This window comes from Nocardiopsis salina YIM 90010 (genome assembly GCF_000341025.1).
Lineage (GTDB): Bacteria > Actinomycetota > Actinomycetes > Streptosporangiales > Streptosporangiaceae > Nocardiopsis > Nocardiopsis salina.
On the sequence record NZ_ANBF01000182.1, the window covers coordinates 48,261 to 68,052 of the forward strand.

At 71.1% G+C, this 19,792-nt stretch carries 18 protein-coding genes (1 of these 18 running past the window's edge); 14 read left to right on the forward strand and 4 right to left on the reverse strand.

Going from position 1 to position 19,792, the window contains the following annotated elements; genetic code table 11:
• From D474_RS29530 to D474_RS0121095, 4 genes are all read right to left on the reverse strand, one after another.
• Positions 1–1,922: the 5' portion of an alpha-galactosidase gene (locus D474_RS29530; RefSeq protein ID WP_017615479.1), read on the reverse strand. 28 nt of this gene lie to the left of the window's left edge; only the first 1,922 of its 1,950 coding nucleotides appear in the window; it begins with the start codon at positions 1,920–1,922; the stop codon falls past the left edge of the window.
• Complete coding sequence (locus tag D474_RS0121085; protein WP_017615480.1) at positions 1,919–2,845, reverse strand: carbohydrate ABC transporter permease; 927 nt, start codon at positions 2,843–2,845, stop codon at positions 1,919–1,921. Before D474_RS0121085 ends, D474_RS29530 begins: the two co-directional genes overlap by 4 nt.
• On the reverse strand, positions 2,842–3,726 hold the full coding sequence (locus tag D474_RS0121090) for a carbohydrate ABC transporter permease (RefSeq protein ID WP_040704124.1): 885 nt from the start codon (positions 3,724–3,726) through the stop codon (positions 2,842–2,844). Before D474_RS0121090 ends, D474_RS0121085 begins: the two co-directional genes overlap by 4 nt.
• Positions 3,727–3,833: 107 nt before the next feature.
• Positions 3,834–5,126 carry an ABC transporter substrate-binding protein gene (locus tag D474_RS0121095; RefSeq protein ID WP_017615482.1) on the reverse strand — a complete coding sequence of 431 codons (1,293 nt, stop codon included), beginning with the start codon at positions 5,124–5,126 and terminating at the stop codon, positions 3,834–3,836.
• Between the two features lie 192 nt (positions 5,127–5,318).
• Here D474_RS0121095 and D474_RS0121100 point away from each other — a divergent pair, with 192 nt between their 5' ends.
• The 14 genes from D474_RS0121100 to pqqE form a co-directional block, all read left to right on the forward strand.
• On the forward strand, positions 5,319–6,107 hold the full coding sequence (locus D474_RS0121100; protein ID WP_017615483.1) for a DeoR/GlpR family DNA-binding transcription regulator: 789 nt from the start codon (positions 5,319–5,321) through the stop codon (positions 6,105–6,107).
• Positions 6,104–7,138, forward strand: a complete 1,035-nt coding sequence (galT, locus tag D474_RS0121105) for a galactose-1-phosphate uridylyltransferase (protein WP_017615484.1) — start codon at positions 6,104–6,106, stop codon at positions 7,136–7,138. The genes D474_RS0121100 and galT overlap by 4 nt, the downstream gene beginning before the upstream one ends.
• Positions 7,135–8,106 carry a UDP-glucose 4-epimerase GalE gene (gene galE, locus D474_RS0121110; RefSeq protein ID WP_017615485.1) on the forward strand — a complete coding sequence of 324 codons (972 nt, stop codon included), beginning with the start codon at positions 7,135–7,137 and terminating at the stop codon, positions 8,104–8,106. Before galT ends, galE begins: the two co-directional genes overlap by 4 nt.
• Positions 8,103–9,245, forward strand: a complete 1,143-nt coding sequence (gene galK / locus D474_RS0121115) for a galactokinase (RefSeq protein ID WP_017615486.1) — start codon at positions 8,103–8,105, stop codon at positions 9,243–9,245. The genes galE and galK overlap by 4 nt, the downstream gene beginning before the upstream one ends.
• Positions 9,246–9,351: 106 nt before the next feature.
• Entirely contained in the window at positions 9,352–10,443 is a 1,092-nt protein-coding gene (locus D474_RS0121120; protein WP_017615487.1) for a dipeptidase, read from the forward strand.
• Between the two features lie 151 nt (positions 10,444–10,594).
• Positions 10,595–12,016 carry a DNA-binding protein gene (locus tag D474_RS0121125; RefSeq protein ID WP_017615488.1) on the forward strand — a complete coding sequence of 474 codons (1,422 nt, stop codon included), beginning with the start codon at positions 10,595–10,597 and terminating at the stop codon, positions 12,014–12,016.
• Positions 12,017–12,038: 22 nt separating this feature from the next.
• Entirely contained in the window at positions 12,039–14,294 is a 2,256-nt protein-coding gene (gene katG / locus D474_RS0121130; RefSeq protein WP_017615489.1) for a catalase/peroxidase HPI, read from the forward strand.
• Between the two features lie 198 nt (positions 14,295–14,492).
• Positions 14,493–14,972 carry an MSMEG_3727 family PQQ-associated protein gene (locus D474_RS0121135; protein ID WP_017615490.1) on the forward strand — a complete coding sequence of 160 codons (480 nt, stop codon included), beginning with the start codon at positions 14,493–14,495 and terminating at the stop codon, positions 14,970–14,972.
• Complete coding sequence (locus D474_RS0121140; RefSeq protein ID WP_017615491.1) at positions 14,969–16,648, forward strand: PQQ-dependent dehydrogenase, methanol/ethanol family; 1,680 nt, start codon at positions 14,969–14,971, stop codon at positions 16,646–16,648. The genes D474_RS0121135 and D474_RS0121140 overlap by 4 nt, the downstream gene beginning before the upstream one ends.
• A 77-nt stretch (positions 16,649–16,725) precedes the next feature.
• Positions 16,726–16,824, forward strand: coding sequence for a pyrroloquinoline quinone precursor peptide PqqA (gene pqqA / locus D474_RS31230; protein ID WP_017615492.1), 99 nt, complete (start codon positions 16,726–16,728; stop codon positions 16,822–16,824).
• A 123-nt stretch (positions 16,825–16,947) separates the two neighbouring features.
• A complete protein-coding gene (gene pqqB / locus D474_RS0121150; protein ID WP_239647136.1) occupies positions 16,948–17,829 on the forward strand; it encodes a pyrroloquinoline quinone biosynthesis protein PqqB in 882 nt (293 codons plus the stop codon).
• Between the two features lie 8 nt (positions 17,830–17,837).
• The gene (gene pqqC / locus D474_RS0121155; protein WP_017615494.1) at positions 17,838–18,560 is read left to right on the forward strand and encodes a pyrroloquinoline-quinone synthase PqqC; all 723 of its coding nucleotides are present in this window, start codon (positions 17,838–17,840) and stop codon (positions 18,558–18,560) included.
• Position 18,561: 1 nt separating this feature from the next.
• Positions 18,562–18,870 carry a pyrroloquinoline quinone biosynthesis peptide chaperone PqqD gene (pqqD, locus tag D474_RS0121160; protein WP_017615495.1) on the forward strand — a complete coding sequence of 103 codons (309 nt, stop codon included), beginning with the start codon at positions 18,562–18,564 and terminating at the stop codon, positions 18,868–18,870.
• Positions 18,863–19,792 (forward strand): pyrroloquinoline quinone biosynthesis protein PqqE (pqqE, locus tag D474_RS0121165; protein WP_017615496.1); only part of this gene is annotated, 930 nt, incomplete at its 3' end. The genes pqqD and pqqE, both read left to right, overlap by 8 nt.

The following is a 19,792-nucleotide window of genomic DNA, read 5'->3' on the forward strand; positions in this document are numbered from 1 at the left end:
GCCGAGGACTCCAGGCGGGCGTACCGGAACACGGCCCGGGACCCGTCGGCGGCCACGACCCCGTCCAGCTGCTCGGCAGGGTCGGGCGGGTCGGCGTGCACGACGTCGCCGGTGTGCAGCAGGGGCCGCAGTTCCTTGTACAGACGGATCCAGGCGGCCAGCGCGGCGAGTTCGCCCCCGTCGCAGGAGGTGACGTCCCATTCGATACCGGTGTGCGCGAACAGGGCGGCGAGCAGCCGGGTGGGCAGCGCGGTGACCCGCCCGGTCGTGTGCGACTCGGGCGCTCCGACGTGGCTGCCGATCAGCTCGGGCGGCAGGAGCAGTTCGGTCCAGCGCTGCAGGGGCAGGCGTTCCAGCGGGTCGTTGTTGTCGGAGGCCCACACGCGGTCGGTGCGCTCGAGCACACCCAGGTCGACGCGGCCGCCGCCGGAGGAGCACGACTCGATCTCCAGGCCCGGGTGGCGCTCGCGCAGCCGGTCGAGCAGCTCGTACACGGCCAGGGTCTGCCGGTAGACCCCGGCCGCACCGGTGGGGGCGTGCACGGCCTCCAGGAGGTCGCGGTTGTGGTCCCACTTGAGGTAGTGCGGCCGGTACTCGGTGACCAGCGCGTCCAGGTGCGTGAACACGTGCTCGAACGCCTCGGGGCGGCCCAGGTCCAGCACCTGCTGGTGGCGGCTGGGCGGTGCGTGGCGGCCGTCGGGGGCCAGGAACCAGTCGGGGTGGGCGCGGGCGAGGTCGGAGTCGGGGTTGACCATCTCCGGTTCCACCCAGAACCCGACCTCCATGCCCAGGGACCGCACGTGGTCGAAGAGCGGGTGGAGGCCGTCGGGCCAGACCTCGTCGTCGACGGTCCAGTCGCCCAGGCCGGCGGTGTCGTCGCGGCGGCCGCGGAACCAGCCGTCGTCGAGCACGAAGCGTTCCACGCCGATGCGGGCGGCGGTGGCGGCGAGCTCGGTGAGACGGTCCAGGTCGTGGTCGAAGTAGACCGCCTCCCAGGTGTTGAGGACGACCGGGCGCGGCGAGCGCGGGTGGTGGGGGCGGGCGCGCAGCCACCGGTGGAAGCGCGCGGACATGCCGTCCATCCCCCGGTCGGACCAGGACATGAACACCCACGGGGTGGTGTGGTGCTCGCCCCGGGCCAGGCGGACCTCCCCGGGGTGCACGAGCGCGCCGCCGGAGAGTGCGGCGTCGGCCTGCCCGGCGCCTTCGGGCAGGCGTTCGGCCAGGTGGAGGTGGTCGCCGCTCCAGGCGGTGTGCACGCCCCACACCTCGCCGTCGCGGAACCCGAACCCGGGGGTTCCGGCGGTGAGCACGAGCGGGGCCTCGTGCCCGGTGCGTCCGCGGCGGGAGGCGCGCATGCGGGTGCCCATGCCCAGGGGCGAGCGCTGCGGGGCGCGCTCGCGCACCCACCGGCCGGTGAGGTCGAGGACCTCCTCGGCCTCCTTGGGCAGGGGCAGGGTCGCGGTGAGGGTGTCGAGGGTCCAGGGGTCGGGGTCGAGGTTGGTGACGGTGTGGCGCAGGCGGACCAGCCCCTGGGCCTCCATTCGCAGTTCGGTGGCCAGGCGCAGACCGCCGCCCTCGGCGGTGACGGTGACCAGCCCGCCCACACCCGGGTCGGCACCGTCGAGGGGGTGCACGTCGACCTGGACCGCCTGCCATGCGGGGTGGGTGACGCGTCCTTCGTGGTGCCCGGCCAGGCTCGGACGGCCGCGCCAGCCCTCGCCCTGGGTGGGGAGCAGGGAGAGGTAGGTGGGCACATCGACGTCGTTGTTGGCGGCGGCCGGTGCGGCGGCCAGGGCCAGTCCTGCGGTGTCGGGCACGTCGGCGCCCCAGTGCAGCACGTGCGGCAGACCCTGGTCGGGCACGCGCAGGATCAGGGCGGTTCCGGCGGCCCGGAGGGTGATGGTGCGCTGGTCGGTCATTCTTTGCTGGCTCCCAGGGTGAGTCCGGCGACGAAGTGGCGTTGTAGCAGGAAGAAGATGACGAGGGTGGGCAGGGCGACCAGGACCGACCCGGCCGAGAGCAGGTTGTGGTCGATGAAGAAGGAGCCCTGGAGGTTCTGCAGGGCGGTGGTGATGGGGAGTTTGTCGCCGCTGGACAGCAGCGCCAACGACCAAAAGAAGTCGTTGTACACCCAGGTCACGAGCAGTGTGGCCAGGGCGGCGAGGCTGGGCCGGCACAGCGGCAGCACCACCCTCCAGTACTGCTGGAAGACGGTCGCGCCGTCCACGCGGGCGGCCTCCAGCAGGGAGGTCGGGAGCGCCTTCATGAAGTTGCTCAGCACGAAGGTGCAGAACCCGATCTGGAAGGCGACGTGGATGAGCACGATGCCCAGGTGGCTGTCGTAGAGCGAGCCCGAGGAGCTGATCCAGTACGGCAGCGGAATCGAGGTGTAGAGCCGGAACAGCGGCACCAGGAGCGCCTGGGGCGGCAGCAGGTTCGCGGCCAGGAAGACCGCGAGCATCACCAGGTTGAACCGGCGCGAGTGGTGGGAGAGCACGAACGCCGCGCACGAGGACAGGAACAGGGTGAGCAGCACCGCGGGCACGGTGATGATCAGCGAGTTCAAGAAGTACTGCGGCATCTCGCCCTGGGTCCAGGCCTGGGCATAGTTGTCCAGGGTGAACCCGCCCGGCGACAGGTAGCCGTGAACGGCAGTGTGTTCGTAGTCGCGGAAGGAGTTCACCACGGCCCACAGGACCGGGAAGAACCAGGCCAGAGCCGTGGTGATGAGGAAGACGTGCAGGACGACGCGGCCGGGGCGCAGACGCCGCCGCGGGGTGTCGGTCTGCTCGGCCCCCGCCGCGGTCCCGAGCTCGGCCGGTGCGGTCGTCGTGGTGTTCACCGGCTGGCCCCTCTCAGCATGGTGGAGACGTAGACGACGATGAAGACCACCGAGATCAGCAGCATGATCACGGCCAGGGCCGAACCGAACCCGACGCGGCTCGCCTCGCCGATGACGTTCTGGGTGACCAGGGCGGAGATGAGTTCGAGCCCGTTGCGGCCGCGGTTGATGACCCACACGATGTCGAAGGCGCGCAGGGCGTCGATGACGGTGACCACGATGACCACCAGGTTGATGGGCAGCAGCGCCGGGAAGACGACGCTGGTGAAAGTGCGCACGGGCCCTGCCCCGTCGATGGCGGCGGCCTCGCGCAGGGTGGGGTCGACCGCCTTCAGCCCGGCCAGGTACAGGAGCATGATGTAGCCGGTGTGGCGCCACCCGGCAGCGACGAGCACCGCGTACAGGTTCAGATCCGGGTCGCCGAACCAGTCGACGGGCGGGGCGTCGGCCGCGAAGGCCAGGAAAGCATTGAGCAGCCCCTGGTCGCGGGAGTAGATGAGCTGCCAGATGAACCCGATCAGGGCCAGGGACAACACCACCGGCATGTAGAAGATGCTCTGGTAGAGCGCTCCCCCGCGCAGCTGCCGGTCCAGGAGCACGGCTAGGAACATGCCGAGCACCGTGGGCACGGTGAAGAGCACGACCAGCCAGATGAGGTTGTTGCTCAGCGCCGGGCCGAAGGGCGGGTAGATGGTGAAGGCGTCCACGTAGTTCTGGACGCCGATCCACTCGACGGTCTCCAGACCGCCGATGCCGTCCCAGCGGGTGAAGGACAGCACGACGGTGGCCAGCGCGGGCAGCCAGACCAGGCCGAGCACGAGGGCGGCCGGCACACCGAGCATGAGCGCGACGGTGATGCGGTCGCCGCGGCTGTTGCGCAGGGTACCGCCGGTGCGCGGGCGCGGCCGCCGGCGCTTCGCGGCGGGTGCGGAGGGTGGTCGGGACGGGGACGGTGGGGACGTGCCGTGCGGGGCCACGGCGGCCTCCTTCAGCCGAAGACGGATCGTTTCTGGCGCTCCAGGTCCGAGGTGATCTCCCTGATGTCGTCCGGTTGCCGCAGGAAGCGCTGGAAGGCGGGGATGGCCACCACCGCGGCGAAGTCGGGGCGGGTGTCGCGGTCCAGGAACTGGGTGACGCTCTCGGCGCCGTCGATGAGTTCCAGGGCCTTGCGTTCCAGATCGTTGAAGCGCGCGGTGTCGGTGTCGACGTGGGCGGGCAGCGCCTGGGGGTCGCTGTCGGCGTAGAGTTCCTGCGCCTCGAGGCCGCCGATGTGGGTCAGCAGGGCCTCGGCGCCCTCGGGGTTGCGGGGGTTGGCGCTGAGCATGAAACCGTCGGTGGGGGCTTCGACGGCGCCGGTGCCGACGGCGGGGTCGTACTCGGGGAAGACGAAGAAGTCGAGGTCGTCCGCCTCGTCCTCGGGTAAGGCCTGGGCGACGAAGAGGCCGGCCAGGAGCATGCCGCACTCCTTGCGCATCAGGGCGGCCTGGGCCTCGTCGAAGCTGCGGCCGAGCGGGTCGGGCTGGTGGTGGGGCAGGAGTTCGGCCCAGGCGGAGAAGACCTCGCGCACCTCGGGGCCGTCCCAGGCTGCGTCGCCGTTGGCGAGGTCGGTGTGGAACTCGGGGCCGTTGATACGCAGGTTCAGGTGGTCGAAGGTGCCCATGGCGGGCCATCCTTCGCGGTTGCCGTAACCGATGGGTTCGAGACCGTCGCCGCGCATGCGTTCGCACAGGTCGAGGAGTTCGGCGCGGGTCGCGGGCGGCTCGTAGCCGTTCTCGGCGAACAGACTCGGGCGGTAGTAGAACGCCCACGGATACGAGTAGTAGGGCACGAGATACTGCTTGCCGTCGCCACCGGTGCACAGTTCCTTGTGCGCCTGGCTGAAGGAGTCGGCGAGGGGGCCGTCCCACAGGTGGGAGAGGTCGCTGATGAGGCCGCGTTCGGCGAAGAAGCGCAGGCGGTAGCCGCCGAACCAGGCGACGACGTCGTCGGGGGTGCCCTGGAGGTAGTTGTTGATGGACTCCTGGTAGGAGTTCGGTTCGAAGTTGTCGACCTCGACGGTGTAGTCGGTGGCGGCGTGGAAGACGTCGAGGAGGTCGTCCATGCCGGCCAGTTCCATGTCCTCCACCCGGTTGAAGGCCATGGTGACGCGGCGGGGGTCGTTGCGGAGGTCGGTCCCGCAGCCGCCGAGGGCGGGCAGGGCGCCGAGGGCACCGGCCCCGGCCAGGGCCCGCAGAAGTGTGCGTCTGCGCAGAGCGGGCGGGTCCCGGTCGCTGTGGTGCATGGAGCCTCCTCCGAGCCGGATGTGAACGGGGACACAAACACACACATCGTCGACAGAGCGAACGCCGATGTCAACAGTTGACAACAGATCCACACATAATCCCCCACATCTGCCGTCCGTTGACACCGCAACCGCAGCGGGGGCAGACTGCTCTCCAACAGAATCCAACAGAACTCAACGGACGGGGGCGGGATGCTGGCCGCACAACGCCAGGGGCGGATCCTGGAACGGCTCCGGCGCGACGGGAGCGTGCGCGTCACCGACCTGGTCGAGGAGCTCGCGGTCTCCGACATGACCGTGCGGCGCGACCTCGACGCCCTCGCCGGCCGCGGTGATCTGCGCAAGGTGCACGGCGGCGCCGTCGCACCCGAGGGGGCGCGCACCGAGGAGCCCGGGTTCGCCGCCAAGTCCACGCGCCAGGCCGCGCAGAAGCACACGATCGCCCGCGCCGTGGCCGAGCTGGTCGAGCCGCACAGCGCGGTGGGGCTGTCGGCCGGAACCACGACGGCGCTGGTCGCCGAGTACCTGCGCGAGAAGCCGGGGCTGACCGTGGTCACCAACTCGTTGCACGTGGCCGAGGTCTTCCACCGGTCGGAACGCTCCGACCAGGCGGTGGCGCTGACCGGCGGGTTCCGCACCCCCTCCGACGCGCTGGTGGGCCCGCTCGCGCTGGCGTCGGTGCGCGGCATCAACCTGGACACCCTGGTCCTGGGCGTGCACGGTATGGCCGAGCGGGCCGGGTTCACCACACCCAACCTCATGGAGTCCGACACCGACCGTGCCCTGGTGGAGGCGGCCGGGACCCTCGTGGTCGCCGCCGATTCCAGCAAGTGGGGCACCGTCGGGCTCAGCACCATCGCCCCCCTGGACCTCTGCGACGTGCTCGTCACCGACGACGGGATCGTCCCGGAGGCCCGCCACACCCTGGAGGACCACGTGGGCCGCCTCGTGGTCGCCGACGTCCCCCCGGAGACCGGATGAGGAAGACCACCGCACGCCTGGCCGACGGCCGGCAGATCATCTACTACGACGAGTCCGGGGCCCCACCGCGCACCATCCACGAGGACCCGCGCCACTTGCCCGAACGCGCACCCGGTTCGGAGCTGCGCACGGACCCGCTGACGCGCGAGCAGGTGGTGGTGGCCGCCCACCGCCAGGGACGCACCCATCTGCCGCCGAGCGACCAGTGCCCGCTGTGCCCCTCCACGGGCGGACGGCAGACCGAGGTCCCCTCGCCCGACTACGACGTGGTCGCCTTCGAGAACCGGTTCCCGTCGCTGAGCGGTGACGGGGGCCGGTGCGAGGTGCTGTGCTTCAGCTCCGACCACGACACCTCCCTGGCACGGTTGGGCGCGGGGCGGGTGCGCACGATCGTCGACGCCTGGGCCGACCGGAGCGCCGCGTTGGCCGAGCGGCCCGGGATCGAGCAGGTGTACTGCTTCGAGAACCGGGGTCCGGAGATCGGGGTGACGCTGCACCATCCGCACGGGCAGATCTACGCGCTGCCGTTCGTGACGCCGCGGACCTCGACGGTGCTGGGGTCGGCGCGTGCGCACCGGGAGGAGACCGGCGGGGACCTGTTCGAGGACGTGCTGTCGGCCGAGCGCAAGGGGTCGCGGGTGGTGGTGGAGAACGAACACTGGACGGCGTTCGTGCCGGAGGCGGCGCGCTGGCCGGTGGAGGTGCACGTGTATCCGCACCGGTCGGTGCCGGACCTTCCGTCGCTGGCCGTCGTGGAGCGCGACGCGTTCGCGGAGCTGTACACGGATCTGCTGGGCCGGTTGGACCGGCTGTTCGGTGCGCCGTTGCCTTACGTCTCGGCCTGGCACCAGGCGCCGGTGCACGATGCGGAGGCCCGCGGGTTGTCGCGGCTGCGGTTGGAGGTCTTCTCGGTGCGCCGGGCGCAGAAGAAGCTGAAGTACCTGGCCGGGACGGAGTCGGGGATGGGTGTGTTCATCAACGACGTCGCTCCCGAGGACGTCGCCCGCCGCCTGAGGGGGGTGGACCTGTGAAGCTGCTGGTCACCGGTGGTGCCGGATACGTCGGCAGTGTGGTCGCCGCGCTGTTGCTGGAGGCCGGGCACGAGGTCACGGTCCTGGACGTGCTCTCGGCCGGGCACCGCGACGCCGTTCCCGAGGGGGCGTCCTTCGTCGAGGGGGACGTGCACGAGGCGGGGCGGGTTCTGGACGCTTCGTTCGACGCCGTGCTGCACTTCGCCGGCAGGTCCCTGGTGGGTGAGTCGGTGCAGGACCCGGGCCCGTACTGGTACACGAACGTGGCCGGGACGCTGGCCCTGGTGGAGGCGATGCGCGAGCACGGGGTCGAGCGCCTGGTGTTCTCCTCGACCGCGGCGGTGTACGGGAATCCGCCCTCGCACGCGCCGCTGCGCGAGAGCGATCCGGCCGCGCCGACCAACCCCTACGGTGCGGGCAAGCTGGCCGTGGACCACCTGCTCACCGGGTGGGCGTGTGCCCACGGTCTGGGGGCGGTGAGTCTGCGGTACTTCAACGTGGCGGGGGCGCACGGAGGTCTCGGGGAGCGGCACGACCCGGAGACGCACCTGATCCCGAACCTGTTGAAGGTGGCGTCCGGGGAGGTGGAGCACGCGTCGGTGCACGGCACGGACTATCCGACGCCGGACGGCACGGCGGTGCGCGACTACCTGCACGTGCGGGACCTGGCCGACGCGCACGTGCGGGCGCTGGAGCGGTGCCGACCGGGCCGGCACCGGGTCCTGAACCTGGGCAGCGGAGGCGGGTACTCGGTGCGCGAGGTGCTGGCGGCTGTCCGTAGGATCACCGGGCACCCCGTTCCGGTGGCCGACGGGCCGCGGCGCCCGGGTGACCCCGCGGTGCTGGTGGCCGCCAACGACCGGGCCCGCGAGGAACTGGGGTGGCGGCCCTCGCGCGGGCTGGACACGATCGTGGCCGACGCGTGGGGTTTCGTGCGCGGACGACAGGAAGAGGGGGCCACACCGTGACCGATCCGGCGCAGCAGTTCCGGGAGGCGTTCGGCCGCTCCCCCGACGGGGTGTGGGCCGCGCCGGGGCGCATCAACCTCATCGGCGAGCACACCGACTACAACGACGGGTTCGCGCTGCCGGTCGCGCTGCCGCACCGCCTGACCGCGGCGGCCGCGCGGCGCGGTGACGGGCGGGTGAGGGTGCGGTCGCTGCAGTTCCCCGGGGGGCACGAGTTCTCCCTGGAGGGGTTGGCGCCGGACACGGTTGCCGACGGTGCCCTGTACCAGGCGGGCGCGGTGTGGGCGCTGTTGAAGGAAGGGCACGCGGTCGGCGGCATGGATCTGCTCGTGGACAGCACGATCCCGGCGGGCAGCGGTTTGTCCACGTCGGCGGCGCTGTGCTGCGCGACCGTGCTGTCCGCCACCGGCCTCCAGGGCTTCGAGCCCTCACCGGCGGAGGTGGCGCGCTTGGCCCAGCGCGCGGAGAACGACTTCGTGGGGATGCCGTGCGGGATCATGGACCAGTCGGCAGTGATGCTGGCCGAACGCGGCCGGGCGCTGTTCCTGGACTGCCGGTCGTTCGAGACCACCAGTGAGCCCTTCGACCTGGCCGCGTGGGGGTTGTCGCTGCTGGTGGTGGACACCCGGGCGCCGCGCCGACTGGTGGAGGGCGCTTACGCCGAGCGCCGTGCCTCGTGTGAGGAGGCCGCCCGCCTGCTGGGGGTGGCGGCCCTGCGCGACATCGGGGCGGACACGCTCGCTGCGGCGCTGGGACGGCTGCCGGACGAGCGCACGCGTGCGCGGGTGCGGCACGTGGTCTCCGAGAACGACCGGGTCCTGCAGGTGGTGGAGTTGTTGCGCGCGGGGCGTGCGCGCGAGGTGGGGCCGTTGTTGACAGCCTCGCACGTGTCCCTGCGCAACGACTACGAGGTCAGCGTGGCGGAGGTGGACACCGCGGTGGAGGCGGCGCTGTCGGCGGGCGCGCTGGGCGCGCGGATCACCGGCGGCGGGTTCGGGGGATGTGTGATCGCGCTCGTGGACGCCGACCGGGTGGACGCGTGCGGGAACGCGGTGCGTGCGGCCTTCGCAGAGCGCGGGTTCGGTGCGCCGGAGGTGTTCACGGCCCTGCCGTCACGGGGTGCCCGGCGCCTGCTCTGACCGTCCCGGCCAGCGGCGGGGGGNTTGCGGTGCCCGCCGGTTCGGGGTCGTGCGATGAGGTGAAGGGGGGTTGCCGCAGGCGGCTCGGACGGTGAGGCTCGTCGGCATGACGATGCTGGTCGACGGCCACAACGATCTCCCCTGGGCGATCCGGCAGCAGTACGGCGACCTGGACCGCGTCGACCTGACCACGGTGGTGCCGGACCTGCACACCGACCTGACCCGTCTGGAGGCCGGCGGTGTGTTCGGGCAGTTCTGGTCGGTCTACGTCTCTCCGATGCTCTATCAGGGTCCGGCGGCGGTGGCCGCCACGCTGCACCAGATCGACCTGGTCCGGCGCCTGATCGCCCGCCACCCCGACCGGTTGGTGCTGGCGACCACCGCCGAGGAGGTCGAGAACTCCGGCGGACGCGTCGCGTCCCTGCTCGGGATGGAGGGCGGGCACTGCATCGACGACTCGCTCGCGGTGCTGCGGACGATGCGCCTGCTCGGGGTTCGCTATCTGACCCTGACCCACAACAGGAACGTCGGTTGGGCCGACGCGGCGACCGACGAACCGGTCCTGGGCGGGCTCTCGGGCTTCGGCGAGCAGGTCGTGCGCGAGATGAACCGGCTCGGCATGCTGGTCGACCTCTCCCACGTCTCGCCGGACGTGATGCGGCACGCGCTGCGGGTCACCGCTGCACCCGCGATCTTCAGCCATTCCTCCGCCCGCGCGGTCTGCGACCACGTGCGCAACGTGCCCGACGACGTGTTGGAGACCCTGGCGGCCGGTGAGGGGGTGTGCATGGTGACGTTCCTGCCCGCGTTCGTCTCCCCCGCGGTCGCCCGGTGGCATGCCGAGGCCAGGCGGGAGGCCCGGCGCCAGGGGGTGGCCAAGGGCGAGGCGGCCTACGACGCACTGATGGCCCGGCTCGCCGAGCGGTCGCCCCCACCGGTGGCCACCCTGGCGCACGTCGTCGAGCACGTCGAACACGTCCGCGAGGTCGCCGGCATCGACCACATCGGCATCGGAGGCGACTACATGGGGGACGACCCGATGCCCGAAGGGTTGGAGGACGTGTCGGGCTACCCACGGCTCTTCGCAGCCCTGGCCGGGCGCGGCTGGTCCGACGCGGATCTGGCCAAACTCGCGGGCGGCAACGTCCTGCGCGTACTCCGGGCGGCGGAGGACGTCGCCGACCCAGGGTTCGGGTAGCCGTCCGAGGGGCTCTGGTTTCACGGCGTGGCGTATGTCACCCTTGAAGTCGGTGATTGGCAACACCTCCGAGTGTCGATGAACGCGGGCCGGTCCACCCGCGCGAAGGGTCGGCCGGCTCTCCAGCGAGCGGAGCAGAGGCGGCCCCCACATGACCGCTACGCGCGGCCCCCACACGTCCCCTACTCCACGGCGCCCCACCGAGCACGAGATCTCGCTGTACGGAGCGTGGGAGCAGTTCGTACAGGGCGAGAACGAGATCCGCGGGGTTCGTCCCGAGGTGGCGATCTCCTGGCAGCGCAGCCGCGACCAGTACAACGTCGACCCCTATCTCTCCGAGGCCCCGGTCGCGGTGAGCGAGGTCGCCCATTCCCTGGAACACGACGTCGTCTTCACCGAACTCGGATTCCGTGCCGCTTCCATGGCGCACGAGGTGGCCGGGCTGGGCGGGATCGTCACGGTCGCCGACGCCAACGGCAGGCTCCTCGCCGAGTGGGGCGACAAGCAGACCCGTGCGGTCGCCGCCGGCGTCGGTCTCGCGCCCTGGTACTGCTGGTCCGAGAGGGCCGTGGGCACCAACGGCATGGGCACCGCGCTGGCGGCGCAGAGTGTCGTGGTGGTGCGGCGCGAGGAGCATTGGTGCCAGGCCTTCCACGACTGGTCCTGCGCGGGTGCGGCGGTACGCGACGCGGTCACCAAGGACCCGATCGCCGTTCTGAACATCTCCTGCAGGCGCGGTGACCTGCCGGCCTCGGCGGCGACCTGGCTGGGCAACGCCGCCACCCACACGCAGAGAAGGCTGCGGATGCGCGCCCGCGACGGCGGCGCCGAACTGCTCGCCGCCTTCAACCACGGCCGGGGCCTGTCGAGGGCACCGCTGGCCGCGGTCGACACCGCGGGCAAGGTGGTGATCGCCGACGACAGGGTGGCGGCACTTCTGGGGGTCCCCGCCGACTCCCCCGCCGTCGACCCCGTGGTGCGCTGGAACCCGCAGTTGCCCGAGCTCATCCGCGCCGCCCGGTACGCGACCCAACGCGCCGGGCGCGACTCCGACTGGGTCGGTTCCACACAGATCTGCACGCACCTGGCCGACGAACCCTCGCCGATCGGGATCCGCCCGGTCTTCCAGTGCGGCAGCCTGGTCGGGCACCTGATCTCCTTCACCGCCTCCGACGGTGAGCAGGTGCCGGCCACCGACCCCGCGCCCCGTCCCCCGGCCGGCCAGGAGCCGCCGCAGCCGCGCCGTGTGGTCGGCATGCGGGAGAACCGGATGGTGCTGCTGCGCCATCCCGAGGTGACGTTGGCCGAGGCGGAGGGCAGCGACGTCTGGTTGACCACCGACCAGGGCAGGATGCAAGCCGCCTCGTCCAGCCTGGACAAGCTCGACCACGACCTGGCGTATACGGGTTTCCTGCGGGTGCACCGCCGGTACGTGGTGAACCTGAACCGGATCCGCGAGGTCGAGCGCCGGGACAAGGGCGAGCTGTTCCTGGTGATGGACGACCCCGAGAACACGATGGTGCCCGTCTCCCGGCGCAACACCCGCGCGGTACGGCAAGCCCTGGGCATCTGAGGTCCGATGGTGGAGGAACGGCATGCCCCAGAACCCGGACGCCTACGTCGACAAGACCTATGACCAGGCCCTCGGTGCACGCCGACGGAGCGGACGACCCCGGCACTCGGTGGCGCGCGGGGCGTCGGGCACGGATCCCTACCGCTGGTGGCCCGGCCGGCTCGACCTGCGCGCCCTCGATCGGCCCCGCCGGGACGCGGGCCCGTGGGAGGACGGGTTCGACTACGCCGCCGAGTTCGAGACCCTCGACCTGGACGAGGTGGCCCGCGACATCGACCGGGTGCTGACCACGTCGCAGGAGTGGTGGCCGGCCGACTACGGCCACTACGGACCGCTCGTGCTGCGGATGGCCTGGCACTGCGCCGGCACCTACCGCGCCCGGGACGGCCGGGGCGGCCCGAACGCGGGCCTGCAGCGCTTCGCCCCGCTGAACAGTTGGCCGGACAACCGCAACCTGGACAAGGCCCGCCGGCTGCTGTGGCCGGTCAAGCGTAAGTACGGACGCAGGCTCTCCTGGTCGGACCTGATGATCTTCGCGGGCAACCGCGCGCTGGAGTCGATGGGTCTGCGGACCTTCGGGTTCGCCGGCGGACGCGAGGACGCTTGGGAACCCGACGAGACCTACTGGGGGCCCGAGGACACCTGGTTCACCGACGAGCGCCACAGCGGTGTGCGCGACCTCCAGGAGCCGCTGGCGGCCAGCGAGATGGGGCTGATCTACGTCGATCCCCAGGGCCCCTCCACCCAGCCCGACCCGCTGGCTTCGGCCCGCGACATCCGCCAGACGTTCGGACGGATGGGGATGAACGACGAAGAGACGGTGGCGCTGATCGCCGGCGGGCACACCTTCGGAAAGACCCACGGCAGGGCCGACCCCGCCCGGGCGCTCGGGCCCGAGCCCGAGGCGGCCCCGCTCGAGGCCCAAGGGCTGGGTTGGGCATCCTCGCACGGCCAGGGCAAGGGCGCGGACGCCGTGGGGAGCGGGTTGGAGGGGATCTGGACGGCCGCCCCCACCGAGTGGGACCACACCTTCCTCGAGACGCTGTTCGCCCACGACTGGGACGTCGAGCTCAGTCCCGCTGGGCAGTGGCAGTGGGTGCCGAGCAACGGCGCGGGGGCCGGCACGGTTCCGGACCCGTTCGACCCCTCGGTCACCCATCACCCCACGATGCTCACCACCGACCTCGCCCTGGCCGAGGATCCGGGGTACGAGCAGATCGCCCGGTCCTTCCTCGCATACCCGGACCGGTTCGCGGACGCGTTCGCGCGGGCGTGGTTCAAGCTCACCCACATCGACATGGGGCCGATCCACCGCTACCGGGGGCCGCTGGTGCCCGCCGAGCGGCTGATCTGGCAGGACCCGGTTCCCGAGGTCGACCACGAGCTCGTCGGGGCCGGGGACATCGGTGATCTGAAGGGTCGGATCCTCGGTTCGGGGATCTCGCCCGAGCGCTTGGTCCTGACGGCCTGGGCGTCGGCCTCGACCTACCGCGCCAGTGACGGGCGCGGCGGGGCCAACGGCGCACGCATCCGCCTCGAACCGCAGCGCAGCTGGGAGGTCAACGACCCCGACGCGCTCGGAGAGGTGCTGGGGGCGCTGGAGCAGATCCGGGTGGCGTTCAACAGCTCCCGTGAGGACGGCAAGCGCGTCTCCCTGGCGGATCTGATCGTGCTCGGAGGCTGTGCCGCGCTCGAGCACGCCGCGGGCCTGGCCGGCCACGACGTCGAGGTGCCCTTCCGGCCGGGGCGTACCGACGCGGCGCAGGAGTGGACCGACCCCGACTGGTTCGCCGTGCTCGAACCGGCCGCCGACGGGTTCCGCGACCACGTCGGCGAACAGGCCCGCGCTCCGGCCGAACGCCTGCTCGTCGACCGGGCCCGGCAGCTCACCCTGAGCGCGCCGGAGATGACGGTCCTGCTGGGCGGATTCCGGGTGCTCGGCGCGACCCGGGGCCGGTCGGCCCTGGGCGCGTTCACCACGAGGCCGGGTGCGCTGACCAACGACTTCTTCGCCCACCTGCTCGATCCGGACACCGAGTGGGCTCCCCGGCACGACCACCGCGGGGTGACGGTCTACGAGGGGCGCGACCGGCGTACCGGTGCACTCGAGTGGGTCGGGAGCAGGGTGGACCTGGTCTTCGGCTCCCACTCGGAACTGCGCGCGCTGGCTGAGGTCTACGCGGCCGACGACGCCGAGGACCGGTTCGTCCGCGATTTCGTGGCCGCGTGGGACAAGGTCATGTGCTTGGACCTGCCGACGGTCACCGCGGGGGGATAACGGCCGTCACGCATGTGCCAGTCACAGACGTCACCCCTTCCGACGTGACCGGCGTCACTGTGAGCGGTCCCGCCCGGGCTGCGAACGGTGCCCTTCCGGGGCCGGGCGGCGAGGGCTACCGGACGGACCCACCGGTGCATAACGTGGCGATCCACTCCAGGCTTCACTGGCGCAATCTCCACGAGGAGGTGATGTCCGATGACGATGGCTGACGTGCCTGAGGACCTGGTCCGCGGGCTCGGATTGGACACCCAGAACGCAGCGACCATCGGGCAGGTGCTCGGCACCGGTTCCATCGCGGAAGCGACGGTGCGCGAGGACGGAACGATGGAAGCCACCGTCCGGATCAAAGAGGACTCGATCAGCTGGGATCCCGCGATCCTGGTCCTGCCCCGCGGCGGCGACCTCGAGCTGACCGTCATCAACGACGACAAGAACACCCACGCCTGCCTGCTGCCCAGCAACGGCGACCAGAAGTTCCTCTGGCTGCTGAACCACTCCAAGGGCCGGGCCAGGATCAACCTCGACGGCCCGGGTTACTACTGGTACAGCTCCCCGGGCGGCAACGACGAAGGGCGCGGTCTCACCGCAGCGATCGTCGTGCAGGGCGAGGTCCCTCCGGAGGCGCGCCTCGACCGGCCGCCCCAGCCGCGTCCGACCAAGGGGGACAACTCATGACGGCCGAGTACATCGACGCCGGTGAGGCGATCGACCACGGAGCGCTGAGCGCGGTCAAGGGCACCGCACCGAGGACGAGCAACGTCGACTACGAGCGCCTGCGCACAGCACGGTCGGAGCCCGACAACTGGATGACCTACTTCGGTGCCTATGACGGCCAGCGGTACAGCCTGCTGGACCAGATCAACACCGAGAACGTGCGCAGGATCGGGCCCGCGTGGATCTTCCAGGCGGGGATGTCGGGCCACATCGCCGGTGCCTCCACCTACGCCTTCGAGGCCTGTCCCCTGGTCGTCGACGGCATCATGTACGTCACCGGCTGGGACGGCTGGTTCTGGTGCCTGGACGCCGCGACCGGCAAGGAACTCTGGCGCTACAAGCACGCGGTGCCCTTCGACGTCTCGCTGTGCTGCGGCAACGTCAACCGCGGCTGCGCGGTCGCCAATGGACGGGTCTACTTCGTCACCCCCAACGCCCAGCTGGTCTGCCTCGACGCCACCAACGGCGACAAGATCTTCCAGAAGACGATCGGTGACGTACGTGCCGGGGAGAGCGCCTCGCTGGCCCCCACGGTCATCAAGGACACCCTCATCACCGGCAGCGCCGGCGGCGAGTTCGGGGTCCGCGGCCACGTCGACTGCTGGGACCTGGAGACCGGCGAGCACCGCTGGCGCACCTACATGGTGCCCAAGCCGGGCGAGCCCGGCGGCGACACCTGGCCCGACGACGAGGCCTGGGCGCGCGGGGGCGGCAACCACTGGTGCACGGGCACCTACGACCCGGAGCTGAACCTCTACTACGCCGGTACGGGCAACCCGGCCCCCGACTTCGACGGCGACGTGCGCCCGGGCGACAACCTCTACACCGACAGCGTCGTGGCCCTGGACGTCGACACCGGCGAGATCCGGTGGCACTACCAGTTCACCCCGCACGACCTGTGGGACTACGACTCCACGATGGAGATGACCCTCTTCGAGCGGGACGGCAAGAAGTTGCTGGGCCACTTCGACAAGAACGGGTACTTCTTCGTCCTGGACCGCACCAACGGCGAGCTCCAGCACGTCAGCCCCTTCGTCGACCGGATCGACTGGGGTGTCATCACCCGCGACGGCAAGGTGACACCGCGCAAGTACCCCGACAAGGAGGGCGACCCGGTCCACTTCTACCCCGGCCCGGCCGGAGCGAAGGAGTGGACGCACGCGGCCTACCACCCCGAGCACGACATGTTCTACGTGCCGGTCGCGGATGTGGGCGCCACCGCCACGCGGAGACGCCGGGAGTTCAAGGAAGGCATGCCCTACTGGGGTGCCGCCGTCCAGGTGGACATCGACGACATGGCCGGCTCGATCAGCGCCTTCGACTCCCACGGTGAGGAGAAGTGGCGCCACCGCCTCGACCATCCGATGGCGGCCTCGGTGCTGGCCACCGCGGGCGACCTCGTGTTCGCTGGCACGCCGACGGGTGAGTTCCTCGCGCTGCACGCCGAGACCGGCGAGAAGTTGTGGGAGTTCCAGTGCGGCAGCGGCCACCACAGCAGCCCCTCCACCTACACCGTCGACGGCAAGCAGTACATCGTCGTGCCGGTCGGCTGGGGCGGATGGCTCGAGGGCATCATCCCCGGAATGCTCGGCGCGGGCCACGGCAGCGCGTTGATCGCCTTCGCCCTACCCGACTGAGCCTTCGCTCCGTCCGACCGATCCAGGGCACGACCGGGTCGGCCCGACACGACGACCCGGCGAGAAAGGAGAACACCATGGAGCAAGTGAAGACGTGGGAGTCCCCCACCGTCACGGAGGTCAGGGTCTCCGCCGAAGCGACCGCCTACGTGGCCGTGGCGGTGTGGGAGGACTGACCACCAGTAGGGGCGGGCGCCGGGCTCTTCGGCCCGGCGCCGGCCCCTCGGCCCTCTCGTTCGGACGCTGGGTCCTCGGATGCGAACTCTCCCGGAAGGGGTGATCGGCGCGTGTGGGTGCGGGTGCTGGGTTCGGCCGCCGGAGGCGGGTTCCCCCAGTGGAACTGCACCTGCCCTCCGTGCCGTGCTGTGCGGTCCGGGTCGCGGCCCTGCGTGCCGCGTTCGCAGTCCTCGATCGCGGTGAGTGCCGACCGGAGTCAGTGGTACCTGCTCAACGCCTCACCGGACATCCGGTCGCAGATCGAGGCGTTCCCGGCTCTGCACCCCGACGACGGCCGGGTGGTGCGGCTGCAGGCGGTGCTGCTCACCGACGCCGAGCTCGACCACACCCTCGGCCTGCTGCTGATGCGGGAGGGCCGGGGCCTGCAGGTGCACGCCACCGAGTCGGTGTACAAGACCCTGACGAGCGGTACGGGGGTGTGGCCGACGCTGGAGGCCTACTGCCCGGTCACGTGGCAGCCGGTGATCCCCGGCGCGGAGGTGCCTCTCGGGGACGGGCTGACCTACCACGCCTTCGACGTGCCCACAGAGAAGGCGATGCGGTTCCCCGGCGCCTCGGGCCACGGCCGGGTCGTGGGTTACCGCATCACCGACAACCGCAACGCGAGGAGCGTGGTCTACCTGCCCGGTGTCCAGCACCTCACCGACGAGCTCCTCGAGGAGACGGACGGAGCGTCGGCGCTGCTGGTCGACGGCACCTGCTGGCGCGACGACGAGATGCCCGGCCTGGGCCTTGCCTCCAAGACCTCGCGCGACATGGGCCACGTGCCCATCGGCGGCCGGGACGGAAGCCTCGAGCGGCTCTCACCGCTGCCCGTCGACCGCAAGATCTACATCCACATCAACAACACCAACCCCATCCTGCTCGAGGACTCACCGGAGCGGGAGACCCTCGCCCGCCACGGCATGGAAGTCGCCGAGGACGGGCTGGAGCTGGAGATCTGAGGAGCGAGATGACCGCGGTACCGACATCCGATGCTCTGGCACCCGAGACCCTCTCACCCGACGCCCTGGAACAAGCGCTGCGCGCCCACGCCGAGCGCTACCACCACCAGCACCCGCTCCACCGCCGGATGAACGACGGCGAGTCCAGCAGGGAGGAGATCCGGGGCTGGGTGGCCAACCGATTCCACTACCAGGCGAACATCCCGCGCAAGGACGCAGCGATCCTCAGCAACTGCCCCGACCGCGAGGTCCGACGCCGCTGGGTACAGCGGATCGCCGACCACGACGGCACCACCGACGGGGGCGGCGGCATCGAGTCCTGGCTGCGGCTCGGTGAGGCCGTGGGCCTGTCCCGTGAGGAGATCACCGACGAACGGCACCTGCTGCCGGGGGTGCGCTTCGCCGTCGACGCCTACGTCACCTTCGCCCGCACCCGGCCCTGGGTCGAGGCGGTGGCCTCCTCGTTGACCGAACTGTTCGCACCCAACCTGATGGCCGAACGGCTCGCCGCGTTCGAGCGCCACTACACCTGGATCGACCCCGCGGGACTGGCCTACTTCCGGACGCGGATCGAGCAGGCTCCCCGCGACTCCGAACACGGCCTGGAGGTGGTACGCGAGCACTGCGTCACGCCCGAGAGCCAGGCGGCCGCGATCGCGGCGCTCTCCTTCAAGTGCGACGTCCTCTGGAGCATGCTCGATGCCATCGACCAGGCCTGTGGCGGGAACTGAGATGGCCGCGCCCGAGTCCGGCGACGCCGGGGTGACAGCAAGGCGCGACGCCGCCCGGCCCCGTCTGGCGAAGGGGGTCCGGATGCGTTTCGACGCCGCACGCGGCCGGTACGTGCTGCTCTCACCGGAGGCGATCCTCATCCTCAACCCCACGGGCACCGAGATCGTGAAGCTGTGCGACGGACAGCGCACCATCGCAGAGATCCGATCCGAGTTGCGCGACCGGTACGGCGAGATCGCCGCGGACGAGGCCCGCGACTTCCTCGACGACCTCATCGCCCGCCGCGGGATCGAGGTGAACGATGACTGACACCGCTGCCTCTCACCCCGGTGCACCGGACGAGGCGGTCGAACAGCCCTTCGGGCTCCTGGCCGAACTCACCTACGCCTGCCCGCTGCACTGCCCCTACTGCTCCAACCCGCTGGAGATGGAGCGCTACCGCGACGAGCTGAGCACCGAGGAGTGGAAGCGGGTCTTCACCGAGGCCGCCGACCTGGGTGTGCTGCAGCTCCACCTCTCCGGCGGTGAACCGATGCGGCGCCCCGACATCGCCGACCTGGTCACGTGCGCGAACGAGCTGGGCCTGTACACCAACCTGATCACCAGCGGACTGGGCCTGTCCGAACGTCGCGCCCAGCAGCTGCGCGCCGCCGGCCTCGACCACGTCCAGGTCAGCATCCAGGCTGACGAGGAGCACCTCTCGGACCGGATCGCCGGCACCAGGTCGTTCCGGCACAAGCTGGAGGTCGCGGCACTGGTGAAGAAGCTGGGCTGGCCGCTCACCCTCAACGTCGTGCTCCACCGGCAGAACATCGACCGGATCGACGGCATCCTCGAGATGGCCGACGAGGCCGGCGCCGACCGCATCGAACTCGCCAACACCCAGTACTACGGCTGGGCCGGGCTCAACCGGAGCGAACTGCTGCCGACCAGGGAACAACTGGCCGGGGCCGAGGCCGCCGTACGGGCGGCCCGGGAACGCCTCGGGGATCGGATGGAGATCATCTACGTGCTCCCCGACTACTACAGCCACTACCCCAAGCCGTGCATGGACGGGTGGGCCCGCCGACAGTTCACCGTCGTGCCCGACGGCGAGGCGCTGCCGTGCCCGACCGCTCACGACGTGGTCCGGGGACACGGGCTGACCCCGGTCAACGTGCGCGAGCACCCCCTGGCGTGGATCTGGCGGTCCTCGCCGGTCTTCCGGATGTTCCGAGGGACCGGCTGGGTG

Coding starts and splice junctions, on each gene's coding strand:
- D474_RS0121095 (WP_017615482.1), bottom strand. CDS start 5,126: ATGCACCACAGCGACCGGGACCCGCCCGCTCTGCGCAGACGCACACTT.
- D474_RS0121100 (WP_017615483.1), top strand. CDS start 5,319: ATGCTGGCCGCACAACGCCAGGGGCGGATCCTGGAACGGCTCCGGCGC.
- galT (WP_017615484.1), top strand. CDS start 6,104: ATGAGGAAGACCACCGCACGCCTGGCCGACGGCCGGCAGATCATCTAC.
- D474_RS0121120 (WP_017615487.1), top strand. CDS start 9,352: ATGACGATGCTGGTCGACGGCCACAACGATCTCCCCTGGGCGATCCGG.
- D474_RS0121125 (WP_017615488.1), top strand. CDS start 10,595: ATGACCGCTACGCGCGGCCCCCACACGTCCCCTACTCCACGGCGCCCC.
- katG (WP_017615489.1), top strand. CDS start 12,039: ATGCCCCAGAACCCGGACGCCTACGTCGACAAGACCTATGACCAGGCC.
- D474_RS0121135 (WP_017615490.1), top strand. CDS start 14,493: ATGACGATGGCTGACGTGCCTGAGGACCTGGTCCGCGGGCTCGGATTG.
- D474_RS0121140 (WP_017615491.1), top strand. CDS start 14,969: ATGACGGCCGAGTACATCGACGCCGGTGAGGCGATCGACCACGGAGCG.
- pqqA (WP_017615492.1), top strand. CDS start 16,726: ATGGAGCAAGTGAAGACGTGGGAGTCCCCCACCGTCACGGAGGTCAGG.
- pqqC (WP_017615494.1), top strand. CDS start 17,838: ATGACCGCGGTACCGACATCCGATGCTCTGGCACCCGAGACCCTCTCA.
- pqqD (WP_017615495.1), top strand. CDS start 18,562: ATGGCCGCGCCCGAGTCCGGCGACGCCGGGGTGACAGCAAGGCGCGAC.